This window comes from Streptomyces europaeiscabiei, from assembly GCF_036346855.1.
In the GTDB taxonomy this organism is placed as follows: Bacteria; Actinomycetota; Actinomycetes; order Streptomycetales; family Streptomycetaceae; genus Streptomyces; species Streptomyces europaeiscabiei.
Map to the genome: position 1 here is coordinate 3,520,266 of NZ_CP107841.1, position 15,593 is coordinate 3,535,858.

Genomic DNA, 15,593 nt, shown 5'->3' on the forward strand with positions numbered 1-15,593 from the left:
GACCTGACCGTCGACCTGACCGTCACCGAGGTCCGGCTGACCCCGATCCTGGTCGCCGACCCGCCGCTGCTGAACACACAGGGCGTGCACCAGCCGTACACCCCGCGGCTCATCGTGGAGGTCGTGACCGCCGAGGGGACCACGGGCGTCGGCGAGACCTACGGCGACACCAAGTACCTGGAGCTGGCCCGGCCGTTCGCGCAGAAGCTGGTGGGCCGCCGGGTCAGCGATCTGAACGGGCTGTTCGTCCTCGCCGACGAGATGGCGGTCGACGGGTCACGGGTCTCCGGGCAGGTCGACGTGGGCGGGCTGCGCGGTGTCCAGACCGCCGACAAGCTGCGGCTGTCGGTCGTGTCGGGGTTCGAGGTCGCCTGTCTCGACGCGCTCGGCAAGGCGCTGGGGCTGCCCGTGCACGCGCTGCTCGGCGGCAAGGTGCGGGACACCGTGGCGTACAGCGCGTACCTCTTCTACAAGTGGGCGGACCACCCCGACGGCGTCGCCTGCGAGAAGGACGACTGGGGGGCGGCCGTGGACCCGGCCGGGGTCGTGGAGCAGGCCCGGAAGTTCAAGGAGCGGTACGGGTTCACGTCGTTCAAGCTGAAGGGGGGCGTGTTCCCGCCGGAGGAGGAGATCGCCGCGATCCGTGCGCTGGCCGAGGCGTTCCCCGGGCATCCGCTGCGGCTGGACCCGAACGGGGCCTGGTCCGTGGAGACTTCGCTGAAGGTCGCGGACGAGCTGGCGGACGTACTCGAGTACCTGGAGGACCCGGCGCTCGGGACGTCCGCGATGGCCGAGGTCGCGGCGCGGACGGATGTGCCCCTGGCCACCAACATGTGCGTGACCACCTTCGCGGAGATCGAGGAGGCGTTCACGAAGGGCGCCGTGCAGGTCGTCCTCTCCGACCACCACTACTGGGGCGGGCTGCGCAACACCCGTGAACTGGCCGCCGTCTGCCGTACGTTCGGCGTCGGTGTGTCCATGCACTCCAACACCCATCTGGGCATCAGCCTGGCCGCGATGACGCATGTGGCGTCCACCGTGCCCGACCTCCACCATGCCTGCGACTCGCACTATCCGTGGCAGTCGGAGGATGTCCTCACCTCGCGACTCACGTTCGAGGACGGGGCGGTACGGGTGTCGGACGCGCCGGGGCTCGGGGTCGAACTCGACCGGGAGAAGCTGGCGTTCCTGCATCGGCGGTGGCTGGGCGATGACGGGGCGCTGAAGGACCGCGACGACGCGGCGGCGATGCGGGTCGCCGAGCCGGGGTGGGTGACGCCGACGGTACCGCGCTGGTAGCACCGCGCGTTTGCCGGCGGGGTGCGGGTCCGGTGGGGGCTGGTCGCGCAGTTCCCCGCGCCCCCGAAAGACCAGGCCCTGCGGCCTGAAGGCAACGGGCTCGCCGGCCTGGGAGGCAACGGTCCTACGGGCCCGAAGGGCGACAGGCCTGCCGACCTCAAAGGCCACGAGCTGCGGACCTCAAAGGCAACGGCCTCGCGGGCCTGGGAGGCAACGGCCCTGCGGGCCCGAAGGGCGACGATCCTGCCGGCCTCAAAGCACGGGGCGCAGCCCCTGCTTTTCAGGGGCGCGGGGAACTGCGCGACCAGCCCCCACCGGACCCGCACCCGCCAGAATCCCTCCGGAACCGAGCTGGAAGGCGAATCAGCGGGGTCAAAGGGGCGGCAGCCCCTGGAGACGGGCCCCACACCCGCACAACGCACCGGGGCGCACCCCGGCGTGACCCGCACCCCCCGCGGAGCGTTTGGTGCAGACTGGCTGGATCCGCACCACGCCAGGGAGCACATCGTGACCGCGTTCAAGGGAGAGCGACCGCACCGGCCCCAGGTCGACCCGCTGAGGTCCCTGAGAGCACCGGACGACCCGCCCTGGGACGTCTATCTGACAGGCACCGTCTTCCTCGACATCATCTTCACCGGGCTCGACTCCGCCCCGGTGCGCGGGACCGAGTCCTGGGCACGCGGGATGGGGTCGAGCCCCGGCGGTGTCGCGAACATGGCCACGGCCCTGGCCCGGCTGGGCCTGAAGACCTCCCTCGCGGCGGCCTTCGGCGACGACCACTACGGCGAGTACTGCTGGGACGCCCTGGAGCAGGGCGAGGGCATCGACCTCTCCACCTCCCGTACGGTCCTCGGCTGGCACTCCCCGGTCACGGTCTCCATGGCGTACGAAGGCGAACGCACGATGGTCTCGCACGGCCACGCGGCGCCCCCGGAGCAGTCCGAGGCGGAGAACCCGCCCCACGCCCGCGCCGCCGTCGCCTCCCTCACGCCCGGCGTACGCGCCCCCTGGATCGAGCGGGCCGCGAGCGAGGGCACCCGGATCTTCGCGGACGTCGGCTGGGACGAGACCGGCGCCTGGGACCTGGCGGGGCTCGCCGATCTCGCCCACTGCGAGGCGTTCCTGCCCAACGCGCAGGAGGCGATGCGGTACACCGGCGCGGAGTGCCCCCGGGCCGCCGCCCACGCCCTCACCGACCATGTGCCGGTGGCCGTGGTGACGCTGGGCGCGGAAGGCGCGTACGCGGTGGACGGCAGGACCGGAGAGACGGCGGAGGTGCCGGCGATCGCCGTGGAGGCCATGGACCCGACGGGCGCGGGCGACGTGTTCGTCGCCGGCTTCGTCACCGGCACCCTGGCGGACTGGCCCCTGGCGGACCGGCTGGCCTTCGCGGGCCTGACCGCCGCGCTGTCGGTGCAGGAGTTCGGGGGGTCGTTGTCCGCTCCCGGCTGGGCCGAGCTCGCCGCGTGGTGGCGCCGGGTGCAGTCCCTGGACGGCCAGGACCCCGCGGCCCTGCGCCGGTACGCCTTCCTCGCGGACCTCCTCCCGAAGGACCACGTCAGCCCCTGGCCGCTGCGCCGGGCAGTCCCCACGATCGGCTTCCGCCGCTCCGCCTGACGGCCCGCCGCCCGACACCTCGGGGGCACATGTCACTGCCGCCTGAGAGCTCGGGGGCGGGGGTTGTCGGGCGGGTGCGGGTTCGTCGTGGTGGCCCGCGCACACTCCCGCGCCCCTGAAGACCCCGGGGCGCGCCCCATGCCGTCAAGGGGCGCGGGGAACTGCGCGAGAAGCCCCACCCGCCCGCGGCCGAAGTACCCGCCCAGCAACCCAAAAATCCCCACTGCTACCCAGCAATCCCCGCCCCAAACGCGGCGTGATACTAATTCTCCGCGCGCCCCTGTCCGTCGACAGCCAGCCGCCCAACCCCCTCATCGAGCTCATCGAGCCGCACCTTCGCACGTCCAGGAACGCCCGTGTCCCCCCGCACCACCACCCCACCCTGGCCCCTCGTCGCCCTTTTCACGGCCGGGTATCTCGCCGCGTACCTCCTGCCCACCACCGTGGGCAGACTCGACGCGGCCCTCCCCCTCACCACCACCGAGGCGGGCGCCGTCGGCAGTGCCCTGCTGCTGGGTTCGGCCACGGCGGGCTTCACGCTCGCCGCCCACGTGGCACGGCTCGGCCCCCGCCGCCTCGCCCGCGTGGGCCTGCTGCTCGCCGCCGCCGGCTACGGCACCGCCGCGCTCACCACGGCCCTCCCCGCGGTGGTCGCGGGCGCGGTCCTCGGCGGCTTCGGCTCCGGTACGGCGACCGCCGTGGCCGCGACCGGCATCGCCGCGCAGAGCGACCCGCACCGGGTGTCCACGCAGGGCCTGCTGAGCGTCTCGGCGCTGGCCGGCACGCTGTATCTGACGATCCCCCGGCTGGGCCCCGGCCACGGCCTCCCACTCGCCGCCCTCGCCCTCGCGGCCCTGCTCACCCTCCCGGCGACGGCCCGTCTCGCGGCCCCGGTGGCAACGACCCACGTCGCCCGTGAACGGGGCCCGCTGCCCCACCTCCGCCACGGCATCACCCTCGCCGTCACGCTCGCCCTGTGGTCCCTGGCGCAGAACTCCCTCTGGGGTGTCAGCGGCCGGATCGGCACCACCCAGGCCGGGCTCACCGAGGTCACCGTCGGCGCGGTCTTCGCGACGGCGCTCGGCGCGGGCCTGCTCGGGGTGATCGGGGCGAGTGCGCTGGGCGCGCGCTTCGGCCGCGCGCTCCCCATCGGCGCCGGCACGGCGCTCATCGCCGGCTGCATCGCGCTCAGCGCCACCGCGAGGGACCTGCCGACGTTCGCGACGGGCGAGATCGCCTGGAACACCCTCTACCCGGTCGTCCTGTCGTACCTCATCGGCCTCGCCGCCTCCCTCGACCCGCGCGGCCGCTGGGCGGTCCTCGTCGGCTCCGCGTCCTCGCTCGGCACGGCCGCCGGCCCCCTCGTCGGCAGCCTGCTCGCCGCCCATGTCGGCTACCCGGCGATGGGCGCGCTCCTGGCCGTGGGCCTCCTCCTCATCACGGGCCCCATGACCCGGGTGGCCCTGCGCACGACCACACCCACGACGGAGCACGCCCGCTACCGGGAGCAGGCGACCGCCGAGCAGCCGCAGTACCGCCCGGCGGCCTGAGGCACCGCGCTCACCCGAACTCGTACGCGTCCACCTCGGCGAGGTACCGGGCCCGCCGCTCCTCGTCGTGTTCCAGGAAGGACGCGGTGAACGAGTTGCGGGCCAGTTCGCGCAGCCGGTCCTCGCCCAGGCCGAGCCGCTGCCGGACGGCGTCGAAGTTGTCTCCGGCGTACCCGCCGAAGTAGGCCGGGTCGTCGGAGTTGACCGTGCAGAGCAGGCCCGCGTCGAGCATGGCGGGCAGCGGGTGGTCGGCGAGGGTGTCGACGGTCCGCAGCCGGACGTTCGACAGCGGGCACAGCGTCAGCGGGACGCGGTCCCGCACCAGCCGCTCGACGAGGGCGGGGTCCTCCATGCACCTCAGTCCGTGGTCGACACGTTCGACACCGAGGACGTCGAGGGCCTCGGTGATGTACTCCGGCGGCCCTTCCTCCCCCGCGTGCGCGACGCGCCGCAGGCCCAGCGCGGCGGCCGCCTCGTACACCTCACGGAACTTGGCCGGCGGATGCCCGACCTCGGCCGAGTCCAGCCCGATCCCGACGATCCGGTCGAGGTACGGCTTCGCGGCCTCCAGGGTGTCGAGGGCCGACGCCGCGGACTCGTCCCGCAGAAAGCACATGATCAGCTGAGTGGAGACCCCGTGTGTCTCCTCGCTCCTCCGCAGTGCCCGCCACAGCCCCTCGACGATCGTCCCCATCCCGACGCCCCGCGCGATGTGGGCCTGCGGATCGAAGAAGATCTCCGCGTGCCGTACGCCCTGGGCGGCGGCGCGGGCCAGATAGGCGTCGGCGAGGTCCGCGAAGTCCTGTTCGGTGCGGAGCACGGCCATCAGCTCGTAGTACAGGTTCAGGAAGGACTGCAGATCCTCGAACTCGTACGCCTTGCGGAGCTCCTCCGTGTCCGCGTACGGCAGCGCGACCCCGTTCCGGGCGGCCAGCGCGAACGCCAGCTCCGGCTCCAGGGTTCCTTCGATGTGCAGGTGCAGTTCAGCTTTGGGGAGGGACATCAAAGCATCGTACGGCTGCTCTACCGCCGTTTCGGAAGCGCAACCCGCATCAGGTCGTGCGCCACGGTCAGCTCCCCCTCGAACCCGGCGGCCCGCGCCTGCCGTTCGAACTCGGCGGGCTCGGAGTACCGCTGGCTGAAGTGGGTCAGCACCAGATGCCGTACGCCGCACTCCCGGGCCACCGAGGCGGCCTGACCGGCCGTCAGATGCCCGTGATCCACTGCGAGTTGAACGTCCTCGTCGAGAAACGTGGACTCGATGACGAGCATGTCGGCCGCGTCGGCGAGGGCGTAGACCCCGTCGCACAGCCGGGTGTCCATGACGAACGCGAACCGCTGTCCGCGCCGCACCTCGCTGACGTCGTCGAGACGGACGCCGTCGATCGCGCCCTCCCGCTGGAGCCGCCCGATGTCCGGCCCCTTGATCCCGCGCTCGGCGAGCCGCTCGGGCAGCATCCGCCGCCCGTCGGGCTCGACGAGCCGGTACCCGTACGACTCGACGGGGTGCGAGAGCCTCCGCGCGTCGAGCGCGTACGACGGCCCGGCGGCCAGCGCCCCGCCCTCCCCGTCGACCGGTGCCTCGATCAGCGGGACCGTCTCCCGGTACGCGGTGGCGTACCGCAGCCGGTCGAAGAACCGCTGCCCGGAGCGCGGGTAGTGCGCGGTGACGTCGTGGGGCACACGGTCGAGGTTGATCCGCTGGATCACCCCGGCCAGCCCCAGCGAGTGGTCCCCGTGGAAATGGGTGACACATATGCGGTTCAGGTCGTGCGCGGCGACCCCGGCGCGCAGCATCTGCCGCTGGGTGCCCTCGCCCGGGTCGAAGAGCAGTCCTTCCGCGTCCCAGCGCAGCAGATAGCCGTTGTGGTTGCGGTGCCGGGTCGGGACCTGGCTGGCGGTGCCGAGGACCACCAGTTCACGTACGGACACGGCCCGTTATCCGGGGGGCCACTGCAGGCCACGACCACCGACGACGTGGGCGTGCGCGTGGAACACGGTCTGGCCTGCGCCGCCACCGGTGTTGAAGACGACCCGGTAGCTCTCCAGCTTGTCCTCGTCGGCGACGGCCCGCGTCTCGCGGAGGACGTCCGCGGCGAGTTCCGGGGCGGCGGCGGCGAGTGTCGCGGCGTCCGCGTAGTGCGCCTTCGGAATGACCAGGACGTGCGTCGGTGCCTGTGGGTTGATGTCCCTGAACGCGACCGTCGTGTCCGTCTCCCTCACGATCGTCGCCGGTACGTGCCCTGCCACGATCTTGCAGAACAGGCAGTCGTCCTGCGGCTCCCCAGCCATCCATGCCTCCAGCCACTGGTGTGATCGCCTACCGGGGCATCGTAGCGAGGTGATTCCGCCCCCGCCGCCCTTACCCATTCCCGTCCCCAGGGGCTGCGCCCCTTCGACCCCCGTCCGCGGGTTCGTCGTGGCTGTTCGCGCAGTTCCCCGCGCCCCTGAAAAGGGTCGCGGGGAACTGCGCGAACGGGTCCGGGGCGGAGCCCCGAGGGACGGGACGGGCAGGGGCGGCGGGGGCGAGGAAGAACTACGCCTCGGGCAGCGGCGGTGCCACCTTCGCCGGAGTCTCCTCAAGGCCCGCCAACGCGATCCGGATCGCCTCGTCCAACTGCGGATCCCGCCCCGCCGCGTGATCCTGCGGCGCCTGCACGACCTCCACGTCCGGATCGACCCCGTGGTTCTCGACCCCCCACCCGTACCCCTCCAGCCAGAAGGCGTACTTCGGCTGCGTCACGAGCGTCCCGTCCACCAGCCGATACCGGCTGTCGATCCCGACGACACCGCCCCACGTCCGCGTACCGACCACCGGCCCGATCCCCAGAGCCTTGATCGCCGCGTTGACGATGTCCCCGTCGGACCCGGAGAACTCGTTGGCGACGGCGACGACGGGCCCCCGGGGCGCGTCGTCGGGATAGCTGGTCGGCCGCATCCCGCGCGGCAGGTCCCATCCGACGATCCGCCGCGCGAGCTTCTCCACGACGAGCTGAGACGTGTGCCCGCCCCGGTTCTCCCGGACGTCCACGACGAGCCCCTCCCGGGCCACCTCGACGCGCAGGTCGCGGTGGAGCTGGGCCCAGCCGGAACCGACCATGTCGGGCACGTGCAGATACCCGAGCCGGCCACCGGACCTCCCGTGGACGTAGGCCCGCCGGTCCGCCACCCACGCGTGGTACCGCAACGGCTCCTCGTCGGAGATGGGCACCACGACGGGATGCCGGAGATCCCCGCCACCGGACGGCAGGACGGTCAGCTCGACCGCCTTGCCCGCCGTGCCGACGAGCAGCGGTCCGGGCCCGGCCACCGGGTCGACCGGCTGCCCGCCCACGGCGACGATCGCGTCCCCGGCCCGCACGGCCACACCCGGCGCGGTGAGCGGCGAGTGCGCGTCGGGGTCGGAGGTCTCCGACGGCAGCACCCGGTCGATGCGCCACAGCACGGACCCCTGCGGGCCGTCCTCGTGCCGGGAGACGTCCGCCCCGAGCAGCCCCTGCCGCCGGTCGCCGGAACCGCCCCGGCCTCGCGGGGTGACGTAGGCGTGCGAGGTACCCAACTCGCCCTGCACCTCCCACAGCAGGTCGACCAGGTCGTCGTGCGTGGCCAGTCGGTCGAGGACCGGACGGTACCGGTCCAGGACGCCGTCCCAGTCCACCCCGCCCAGGTCCGGGCGCCAGAAGTTGTCCCGCATGAGACGGCCGGTCTCGTCGAACATCTGCCGCCACTCGGCGGCCGGGTCGACGGTCCGGCGTACGCGCGAGAGGTCGACCGTGATGTTCGTGTCGCTCTCGTCGTCGTTCGAGGCACGCCGGTCGCTGGGGACGACCTTGAGCTTGCCGTCGGTCCACAGCAGGACCCGCTTGCCGTCGCCGCTGACGGTGAAGTGGTCGGCGTCGGAAGCGAGGTATTCGAGGCGCCGCTGCGCGAGGTCGTAGCGCTCCAGGGAGGACTTCGGGTCGGGGTCGTCGGGCGTGGCCCGGGAGTGGCCGAGGACGCCGGTGACGGGGTGGTGCAGCCACAGGACGCCGTCCTTGGCGGCGCGGAGCGTCGAGTAGCGGGCGGCCTCGACCGGGAAGGGGACGATCCGGTCGGCGAGCCCTTCGAGGTCGATCCGGGTCGCGGGGGCGCCCTCGCTGTCCGGGGTCTCGTCCTTGTCGGGCGCCTCGAACGGCCTGCCGTGGCGCTGCGGCCCGAAAGGGGACGGGGTGGTCGCGGCGAGCGTGATGAGGTGCGGGCGGGCCCCGCTGACGAAGTGGAGGTCGAAGACGTGTTCGTCGTAGACGGGGTCGAAGGCGCGGGCGGAGAGGAAGGCGAGGTGCTTGCCGTCGAGCGTGAACGCCGGTGAGAAGTCCTGGAAGCGGAGCGGGGTCGCCTCGGTGACGGAAAGGTCGGCCGTGTTGGCGAGCTTCAGCTGGCGCAGCGGGCGCGGGCCGGGATGCGACCAGGCGAGCCAGGCCGAGTCGGGCGAGAAGACCAGGCCGGTCACCTCGCCGTCCTCGCTGCGGTCGACCTCGCGGACCTCTCCGGTCTCCCGTTCGACGAGCAGGACCCGGCCGTCGTGCGTGGCGACGGCGACCCGGCTGCCGTCGGGCGCGACGGCGAGCCCGAGGACGCGGCCCAGCTGCCCTGCGGCGAGCCGGCGCGGGGTGGCGCCGGGGCCGACGCCGGTCGCCGGGGCGAACTCCAGCGCGTCGTCGCCCTCCGCGTCCGTCACCCACACCACCCACTCCTCGCCCTCCACCCGGAAGGTGCGCGGCAGTCGGGCCCGTACGCCCTGCTCGGCGGCGAGCGCGCGGGCGGGGCCGGAACGGTGGGTGATCCAGTGGACGGAGCCGCGTACGGAAACGGCGCTGCCCCGGGCCGTGTGGTCGGGCGAGGCGGAGCCGAACCAGCGGGAGGCGTTCGCCGGGAACGGCTGGAGGTCGACGCGCTGTCCACCGAGCCGAATGTCCAGCCTGCGCGGCTCGGCCCCGTCCAGGTCGTCCAGCAGCCACAGCTCACCGGCGGACGTGTACACGACCCGGGTGCCGTCGGTGGCCGCGTGGCGGGCGTAGAAACCGTCGACCGGTGTGTGCCGCCGCAGGTCCGATCCGTCGGCGAGGGAGGAGTACAGCGCTCCGACGCCCTCGTGGTCGGACAGGAACGCGATCCGGTCCCCGACCCACAGCGGGTACTCGATGTTTCCGTCCAACTCGGCGTGCAGCCGTACGAATTCACCGGCCGGCCCGGTGCCCTCGGTGTCCTTGCCGTCCTCGGCCGCGCGGTCGATCCACAGCTTGCCCGCCGTGCCGCCCCGGTACCGCTTCCACCAGGCGGCCTCGCGGCCCATCGGCGCGGACAGCAGCACGGTGGCGGGGCCGTGGGCGACATCGCCGACCGGCCCGTACGGGAGGGTGGTGGCCGGGCCGCCGTCGAGCGGGACGGCGCGCGCCCAGCTCCGGCGGAGGCTGGCCTGGCCCTGGGTGCTGAGCGCCAGGACCTGGCCGTCGGGCGTCCACCCGCGCACCTGGGTGCGCCAACTCCCCCAGTACGTCAGGCGCTTGGCCGATCCGCCGTCGAGGGGCGCGACATGCACCTCGGGCGCGCCGTCCCGCGTGGAGGTCCACGCGACGGTGGTGCCGTCCGGGGAGATCCGCGGATGGTTCACGGGCACGTTGTCCGCGCTGACCCGCCAGGCACGGCCGCCGTCCAGAGGCGCGACCCACACGTCGTCCTCGGCGGTGAAGGCGACCAGGTCGCCGTGCAGGTGCGGATACCGGAAATACGCGAGCTGAGTCACCCGGTCACTGTAAGCAGCGTTCGGACGGATTGGGAGGGGTTTGGATCATGTCCCTCGCGCCGGGCCTCACTTGCCCTCGGGCAGGCACGCCGGGTCCTTCTGGCACCAGATGGTCTGGGTGACGGTGACCGTCACGGTGGGTCCCGGCCGGTCCGGGTCGGGCGACCCGGGTGCCGGGTCGGGGGCGTCGCAGTTGCCCAGCACGTCGACGTGGAACCACTCCTTGCCGCCGACCTTCGCTCTCAGGTCCCCGCGGACGCACCTGCCGTCGACCTCTTTCGTCACCTTCCCGGTGAGGGAGATGTCCCGGCCTTCCTTGTCCTCGCCCGTGCAGTCGACGTTCGCGACGGTGTTGGCGGAAGCGGACGGCGACCTGGACGTCTTGCCGTCGTCCCGTGTGCCGCCGTCGCCGTCGTAGGACGCCGTGCAGGTGAGCCACTGGACGTCGAGACCCTGCCGCTCCAGTTCCCTGGTGCCCAGCTGGTCCGTCGTGAACGCGACCGCGCCGGTGTTGAGCCCGCCGCCCTCGCAGGCGACCAGGCCCAGGACCGCGCCGATGCCGAGCCCTGCTCCCAGCAGGAGCCGGCGCCCGCCTGTCCGGTATGCCCTGACCCGCCTCCATGGCCCCATGCACGGCAGCCTGCCACCGCCCGCCGCGCGACGGAAGACCGCATGCGGCCATGCTGCCGGGAGGAGTGAACGGGTGCGGAGGTCGTCAGCCGCGCAGCAGCAGCCATTCCTGCAGCTCCACCAAGTTCCCCTCGGGGTCCTTGAGATGGGCCACGCGCATCCGGTCGGTCATGGGTGCGGGCCCGTGGAGGAGCCGCGCGCCGCGCGCGGTGATCTGCTCGCAGTACGTGTCGAGGTCGTCGACCCGCAGGACGACCAGCGACCGGTGCCCGTTCGCCGCGTCGGCCAGCTCCCCGAGCACCTGCGCCATCATCGCCCGGTCCTGCAGGGCGATGCCCGCGGACCCGACCGCCGGACTGAACTTCTCGTACGGCCCCTCGGCCGCCCCGGACTGCGGCTTCAGCCCGAGGACATCGGCGTAGAAGCGGTAACAAGCGGCGAAGTCGGAGACGAGCAGCCTTACTTGTGCGAGTTCCACGATGCTCCCAGGGGTTTCGGGGACGGCGGTCGGGACCGGGCCGGTCAGGACCAGCGTCCGGTTCTGCCCAGCAGCAGCGCCCCGGCCGCCGTACCGGCGGTCGATGTGCGCAGCACACTGGGTCCGAGTCGATACGCCCCCGCGCCCGCCTCGCCGAAGAGCGCCAGCTCCTCGGGCGACACGCCCCCCTCGGGCCCCACGACGAGCACGATCTCCCCGGCCGTCGGCAGCTCGGCCGTGGCCAGTGTCCCGTCGCCGCTCTCGTGCAGTACGGCGGCGAAGTCGGCCTTCGCCAGCAGCGCCGCGACCTGCTTGCTCGTGGCCGCGTCCGCGATCTCGGGGAACCGCACCCGGCGGGACTGCTTGCCCGCCTCCCGCGCGGTGGACCGCCACTTGGCGAGGGCCTTCAGTCCCCGCTCGCCCTTCCACTGGGTGATGCAGCGGGAGGCGGCCCAGGGCACGATCGCGTCGATGCCGACCTCGGTCATGGTCTCCACGGCCACTTCGCCCCGGTCGCCCTTGGGCAGCGCCTGGACGACGGTGACACGGGGCTGCGCCGGGGGCTCCTCAAGGATGGACCCCACGTCCATGACGACCAGCCGGTCCTTGCCCTCGGCGGCCTTCACCGAGCCCTCCAGCCACCGGCCCCGCCCGTCGGTGAGGATCACGTCCTCGCCGGGCCGCAGCCGCTTCACCGAGACGGCGTGCCGCCCTTCGGGGCCGTCGAGCACGATCTCCGATCCCCGGCCGTCGAACCGCTCCACCACGAACACCGGCGCGGTCATCGGCCCTCGCTCCCGGTCCGGCCGCCCTGCCCGCCGACCTGCGCGGAGGCCTGCTCGGCCTGCGCGGCGGCGATCTCGGCGGCCAGCACCTCGACCAGTTCCCCGGCCGGCAGGTCCCGGGCCATCCGGTGCCCCTGCCCGGCCCACAGCGCCATGCCCTGCGCGTCCCCGGCCTTGGCGGCGGCCTTGCGCAGCGGCGAGGTGAGGTGGTGGACCTCGGGGTAGGCGACGGGCGCGTACGGGCCGTGCTCGCGCATGAACCGGTTGACCAGACCGCGCGCCGGGCGCCCGGAGAAGGCGCGGGTCAGCTCCGTGCGGACGAAGAGGGGATCGGTCAGCGCCTGCTTGTGCACGGCGTGCGCGCCGGACTCGGTGGTGGCGAGGAACGCCGTGCCGAGCTGGGCCGCGGTCGCGCCCGCCGTGAGGAGGGCGGCGATCTGGCCGCCGCGCATGATGCCGCCGGCCGCGACCATCGGCAGCGCCACGGCCTCGCGGACCTGGGCGACCAGGGAGAGCAGGCCGATGCCTGCGCAGTCCCGCTCGGGGTCGTCCCGGTGTGTGCCCTGGTGACCGCCCGCCTCGACGCCCTGCACGATCACGGCGTGGGCCCCGGACCGTTCCACGGCCTGTGCCTCCTCCGCCGAGGTCGCGGTGACCAGGGTGAGCGTGCCCTTGCGGGCGAAGGACTCGATGATCTCGGGGGTCGGGCAGCCGAAGTGGAACGACACCACCGGCACGGGGTTGTCCAGCAGCACCGCGAGCTTGGCCTCGTAGCCGTCGTCGCGCCCGCTGTCGGGGTCGCCCAGCTCGGCGTCGTACCAGGTGGCCTCACCGGCCAGCTGCTCCGCGTACACCTCGACGGCGGCCGGCTCGGCATACTCCGGCTGCGGCATGAAGAGGTTCACGCCGAAGGGGCGCGAGGTGAGCGCCCTGAGCGCCTTGATCTCCTGGTACATCCCGTCGGCCGTCTTGTACCCGGCGGCGAGGAACCCCAGCCCGCCCGCCTCGGACACGGCGGCGGCCAGCCGCGGCACGGACACACCGCCCGCCATCGGGGCCTGCACGATCGGCAGCGGGACGAGATCGGTCAGTGCGGAGGACATGACGGCATGTTGCCATGTCCACCGGACTTCGCCGAATCGGGGAAGGGTGCGGGCCCCGGCCCCGTAAGGGACGCGGGGCTGTGACATGTGCGGCTCCGCCACGTGGGCGACCGGCCACGCATCACCCGCACCCCGGCGGACAACCGGTCAGCGCCCGTTGAACGCGTCCTTCAGCCGCGAGAACAGGCCCTGCTGCCCGGGCTGGAACTGCCCCGTGGGCCGCTCCTCACCCCGAAGCACCGCCAGCTGCCGCAGCAGCCCCTCCTGCTCCGGGTCGAGCTTCGTCGGCGTCTGGACCTCGACGTGGACGATCAGATCGCCTCGGCCGCCGCCCCGCAGATGCGTGACGCCCCGCCCGTGCAACGGGATCGACTGCCCGGACTGCGTCCCGGGCCGGATGTCGACCTCCTCGAGACCGTCCAGCGTCTCCAGCGGCACCTTCGTGCCGAGGGACGCCGCCGTCATCGGGATCGTCACCGTGCAGTGCAGATCGTCGCCGCGCCGCTGGAACGTCGAGTGCGGCAGCTCGTGGATCTCGACGTAGAGGTCACCGGCGGGACCGCCACCGGGCCCGACCTCGCCCTCACCGGCGAGCTGGATCCGTGTGCCGTTGTCGACACCGGCCGGGATCTTGACGGTGAGCGTCCGCCGCGACCGCACCCGCCCGTCGCCCGCGCACTCGGGACACGGGTTGGGGACGATCGTGCCGAACCCCTGGCACTGCGGGCAGGGCCGGGAGGTCATGACCTGACCGAGGAAGGACCGCGTGACCTGCGAGACCTCACCACGACCGCGACACATGTCACAGGTCTGGGCGGTGGTCCCCGGGGCCGCGCCCTCGCCGCTGCAGGTCGTGCACACGACGGCCGTGTCGACCTGGATGTCCTTCGTCGTGCCGAAGGCCGCCTCGTCGAGGTCGATCTCCAGCCGGATCATCGCGTCCTGGCCCCGGCGCGTACGCGACCGAGGACCCCGCTGCGACGCCGTACCGAAGAAGGCGTCCATGATGTCCGAGAAGTTACCGAAGCCACCGGCGCCGAAGCCGCCCGCGCCGCCGCCCGCCTGGGACAGCGGGTCGCCGCCGAGGTCGTAGACCTGCTTCTTCTGCGGGTCCGAGAGCACCTCGTAGGCGGCGTTGATCTCCTTGAACCGCTCCTGGGTCTTCGGATCGGGGTTGACGTCCGGGTGCAGCTCGCGCGCGAGCCTCCGGAACGCCTTCTTGATCTCGTCCTGGGAAGCGTCGCGGCGCACGCCGAGCACGGCGTAATAGTCCGTGGCCACTCAGGACTCCGCCAGGATCTGTCCGACGTACCGTGCCACCGCTCGTACCGCTCCCATCGTTCCCGGATAATCCATGCGCGTAGGTCCGACCACGCCCAGTTTCGCTACCGCCTCGCCGCCCGAACCGTAACCGACGGAGACGACGGACGTGGAGTTGAGTCCCTCATACGCGTTCTCATGACCGATGCGTACGGTCATGCCCGAATCCCCGGCCTCGCCAAGCAACTTGAGGAGGACGACCTGCTCCTCCAAGGCTTCCAGAACGGGCCGGATGGTGAGGGGGAAGTCATGTCCGAAGCGGGTGAGATTGGCGGTACCGCCGATCATCAGCCGCTCCTCGCTCTCCTCGACGAGTGCTTCCAGCAGGGTGGAGAGCACCGTCGTGACCGTGCCCCGGTCCTCGACGTCGAACGCCTCGGGCAGGTCCTCGACCAGCCTCGGCACGTCGGTGAACCGGCGGCCCGCGACCTTGCTGTTGAGCCGGGCGCGCAGATCCGCGAGTGACGTTTCTCCGAACGGCGCCGGGCAGTCGACCAGCCGCTGCTCCACCCGTCCCGTGTCCGTGATCAGCACGAGCATCAGCCGGGCGGGGGCCAGCGACAGCAACTCCACGTGCCGCACCGTCGACCGTGTGAGCGACGGATACTGCACGACGGCGACCTGCCGGGTGAGCTGCGCGAGCAGCCGTACGGTTCTGGCCACCACGTCGTCGAGGTCGACGGCGCCGTCCAGGAAGTTCTGGATGGCGCGCCGCTCGGGCGGGGTCATCGGTTTGACGCCGGCCAGCTTGTCGACGAAGAGCCGGTACCCCTTGTCGGTGGGGATGCGGCCCGCGCTGGTGTGGGGCTGGGCGATGAAGCCCTCGTCCTCCAGCGCCGCCATGTCGTTGCGGACGGTCGCCGGGGAGACGCCCAGGTTGTGCCGCTCCGTGAGCGCCTTGGAACCGACCGGCTCCTCGGTGCCCACGTAGTCCTGGACGATGGCGCGCAGCACCTGGAGCCTGCGTTCACTGAGCACCGCGCACACCTCCAGCTCGCTCTCCTGTGGCTCTCCCTTGGCACTCACCCC

Annotated in this window: 13 protein-coding genes; 3 read left to right on the forward strand and 10 right to left on the reverse strand. The window is 72.7% G+C overall.

Annotated features, from left to right (window positions below):
• Window positions 1-3: 3 nt before the first annotated feature.
• The 3 genes from OG858_RS15230 (at window position 4) to OG858_RS15240 (ending at window position 4,466) form a co-directional block, all read left to right on the forward strand.
• Window positions 4-1,299 carry a glucarate dehydratase family protein gene (locus OG858_RS15230; RefSeq protein WP_319259700.1) on the forward strand — a complete coding sequence of 432 codons (1,296 nt, stop codon included), beginning with the start codon at window positions 4-6 and terminating at the stop codon, window positions 1,297-1,299.
• Window positions 1,300-1,806: 507 nt separating this feature from the next.
• Entirely contained in the window at window positions 1,807-2,916 is a 1,110-nt protein-coding gene (locus OG858_RS15235; RefSeq protein ID WP_319069400.1) for a carbohydrate kinase family protein, read from the forward strand.
• Between the two features lie 356 nt (window positions 2,917-3,272).
• Window positions 3,273-4,466: an MFS transporter gene (locus OG858_RS15240; protein WP_319069401.1), complete on the forward strand. Its 1,194-nt coding sequence runs from the start codon at window positions 3,273-3,275 to the stop codon at window positions 4,464-4,466.
• A gap of 10 nt (window positions 4,467-4,476) precedes the next feature.
• Here the strand turns inward: OG858_RS15240 and OG858_RS15245 are convergent, their stop codons facing one another.
• The 10 genes from OG858_RS15245 to hrcA all read right to left on the reverse strand — a co-directional run bounded on the left by OG858_RS15245 (window position 4,477) and on the right by hrcA (window position 15,542).
• Window positions 4,477-5,469, reverse strand: coding sequence for an adenosine deaminase (locus OG858_RS15245; RefSeq protein WP_086754120.1), 993 nt, complete (start codon window positions 5,467-5,469; stop codon window positions 4,477-4,479).
• Window positions 5,470-5,489: 20 nt separating this feature from the next.
• On the reverse strand, window positions 5,490-6,398 hold the full coding sequence (locus OG858_RS15250; protein ID WP_328544789.1) for a ribonuclease Z: 909 nt from the start codon (window positions 6,396-6,398) through the stop codon (window positions 5,490-5,492).
• A 6-nt stretch (window positions 6,399-6,404) separates the two neighbouring features.
• Window positions 6,405-6,758: an HIT domain-containing protein gene (locus OG858_RS15255; protein WP_037699849.1), complete on the reverse strand. Its 354-nt coding sequence runs from the start codon at window positions 6,756-6,758 to the stop codon at window positions 6,405-6,407.
• 244 nt (window positions 6,759-7,002) lie between these two features.
• Entirely contained in the window at window positions 7,003-10,248 is a 3,246-nt protein-coding gene (locus tag OG858_RS15260; RefSeq protein ID WP_328544788.1) for a S41 family peptidase, read from the reverse strand.
• 66 nt (window positions 10,249-10,314) lie between these two features.
• Window positions 10,315-10,878, reverse strand: a complete 564-nt coding sequence (locus OG858_RS15265; protein ID WP_319069405.1) for a hypothetical protein — start codon at window positions 10,876-10,878, stop codon at window positions 10,315-10,317.
• Window positions 10,879-10,963: 85 nt separating this feature from the next.
• Window positions 10,964-11,356 (reverse strand): VOC family protein, encoded by a 393-nt coding sequence (locus OG858_RS15270; RefSeq protein ID WP_037699853.1) that lies wholly within the window; start codon window positions 11,354-11,356, stop codon window positions 10,964-10,966.
• 44 nt (window positions 11,357-11,400) lie between these two features.
• On the reverse strand, window positions 11,401-12,141 hold the full coding sequence (locus OG858_RS15275) for a 16S rRNA (uracil(1498)-N(3))-methyltransferase (RefSeq protein WP_086750395.1): 741 nt from the start codon (window positions 12,139-12,141) through the stop codon (window positions 11,401-11,403).
• Entirely contained in the window at window positions 12,138-13,244 is a 1,107-nt protein-coding gene (locus OG858_RS15280) for a nitronate monooxygenase (RefSeq protein WP_086750394.1), read from the reverse strand. Before OG858_RS15280 ends, OG858_RS15275 begins: the two co-directional genes overlap by 4 nt.
• A 147-nt stretch (window positions 13,245-13,391) precedes the next feature.
• Window positions 13,392-14,525 carry a molecular chaperone DnaJ gene (dnaJ, locus tag OG858_RS15285; RefSeq protein WP_037699860.1) on the reverse strand — a complete coding sequence of 378 codons (1,134 nt, stop codon included), beginning with the start codon at window positions 14,523-14,525 and terminating at the stop codon, window positions 13,392-13,394.
• Entirely contained in the window at window positions 14,526-15,542 is a 1,017-nt protein-coding gene (hrcA, locus tag OG858_RS15290; RefSeq protein ID WP_028796968.1) for a heat-inducible transcriptional repressor HrcA, read from the reverse strand.
• Window positions 15,543-15,593: the final 51 nt, after the last annotated feature.

Coding starts and splice junctions, on each gene's coding strand:
- OG858_RS15265 (WP_319069405.1), bottom strand. CDS start 10,878: ATGGGGCCATGGAGGCGGGTCAGGGCATACCGGACAGGCGGGCGCCGG.
- OG858_RS15275 (WP_086750395.1), bottom strand. CDS start 12,141: ATGACCGCGCCGGTGTTCGTGGTGGAGCGGTTCGACGGCCGGGGATCG.
- OG858_RS15255 (WP_037699849.1), bottom strand. CDS start 6,758: ATGGCTGGGGAGCCGCAGGACGACTGCCTGTTCTGCAAGATCGTGGCA.
- OG858_RS15280 (WP_086750394.1), bottom strand. CDS start 13,244: ATGTCCTCCGCACTGACCGATCTCGTCCCGCTGCCGATCGTGCAGGCC.
- OG858_RS15245 (WP_086754120.1), bottom strand. CDS start 5,469: ATGTCCCTCCCCAAAGCTGAACTGCACCTGCACATCGAAGGAACCCTG.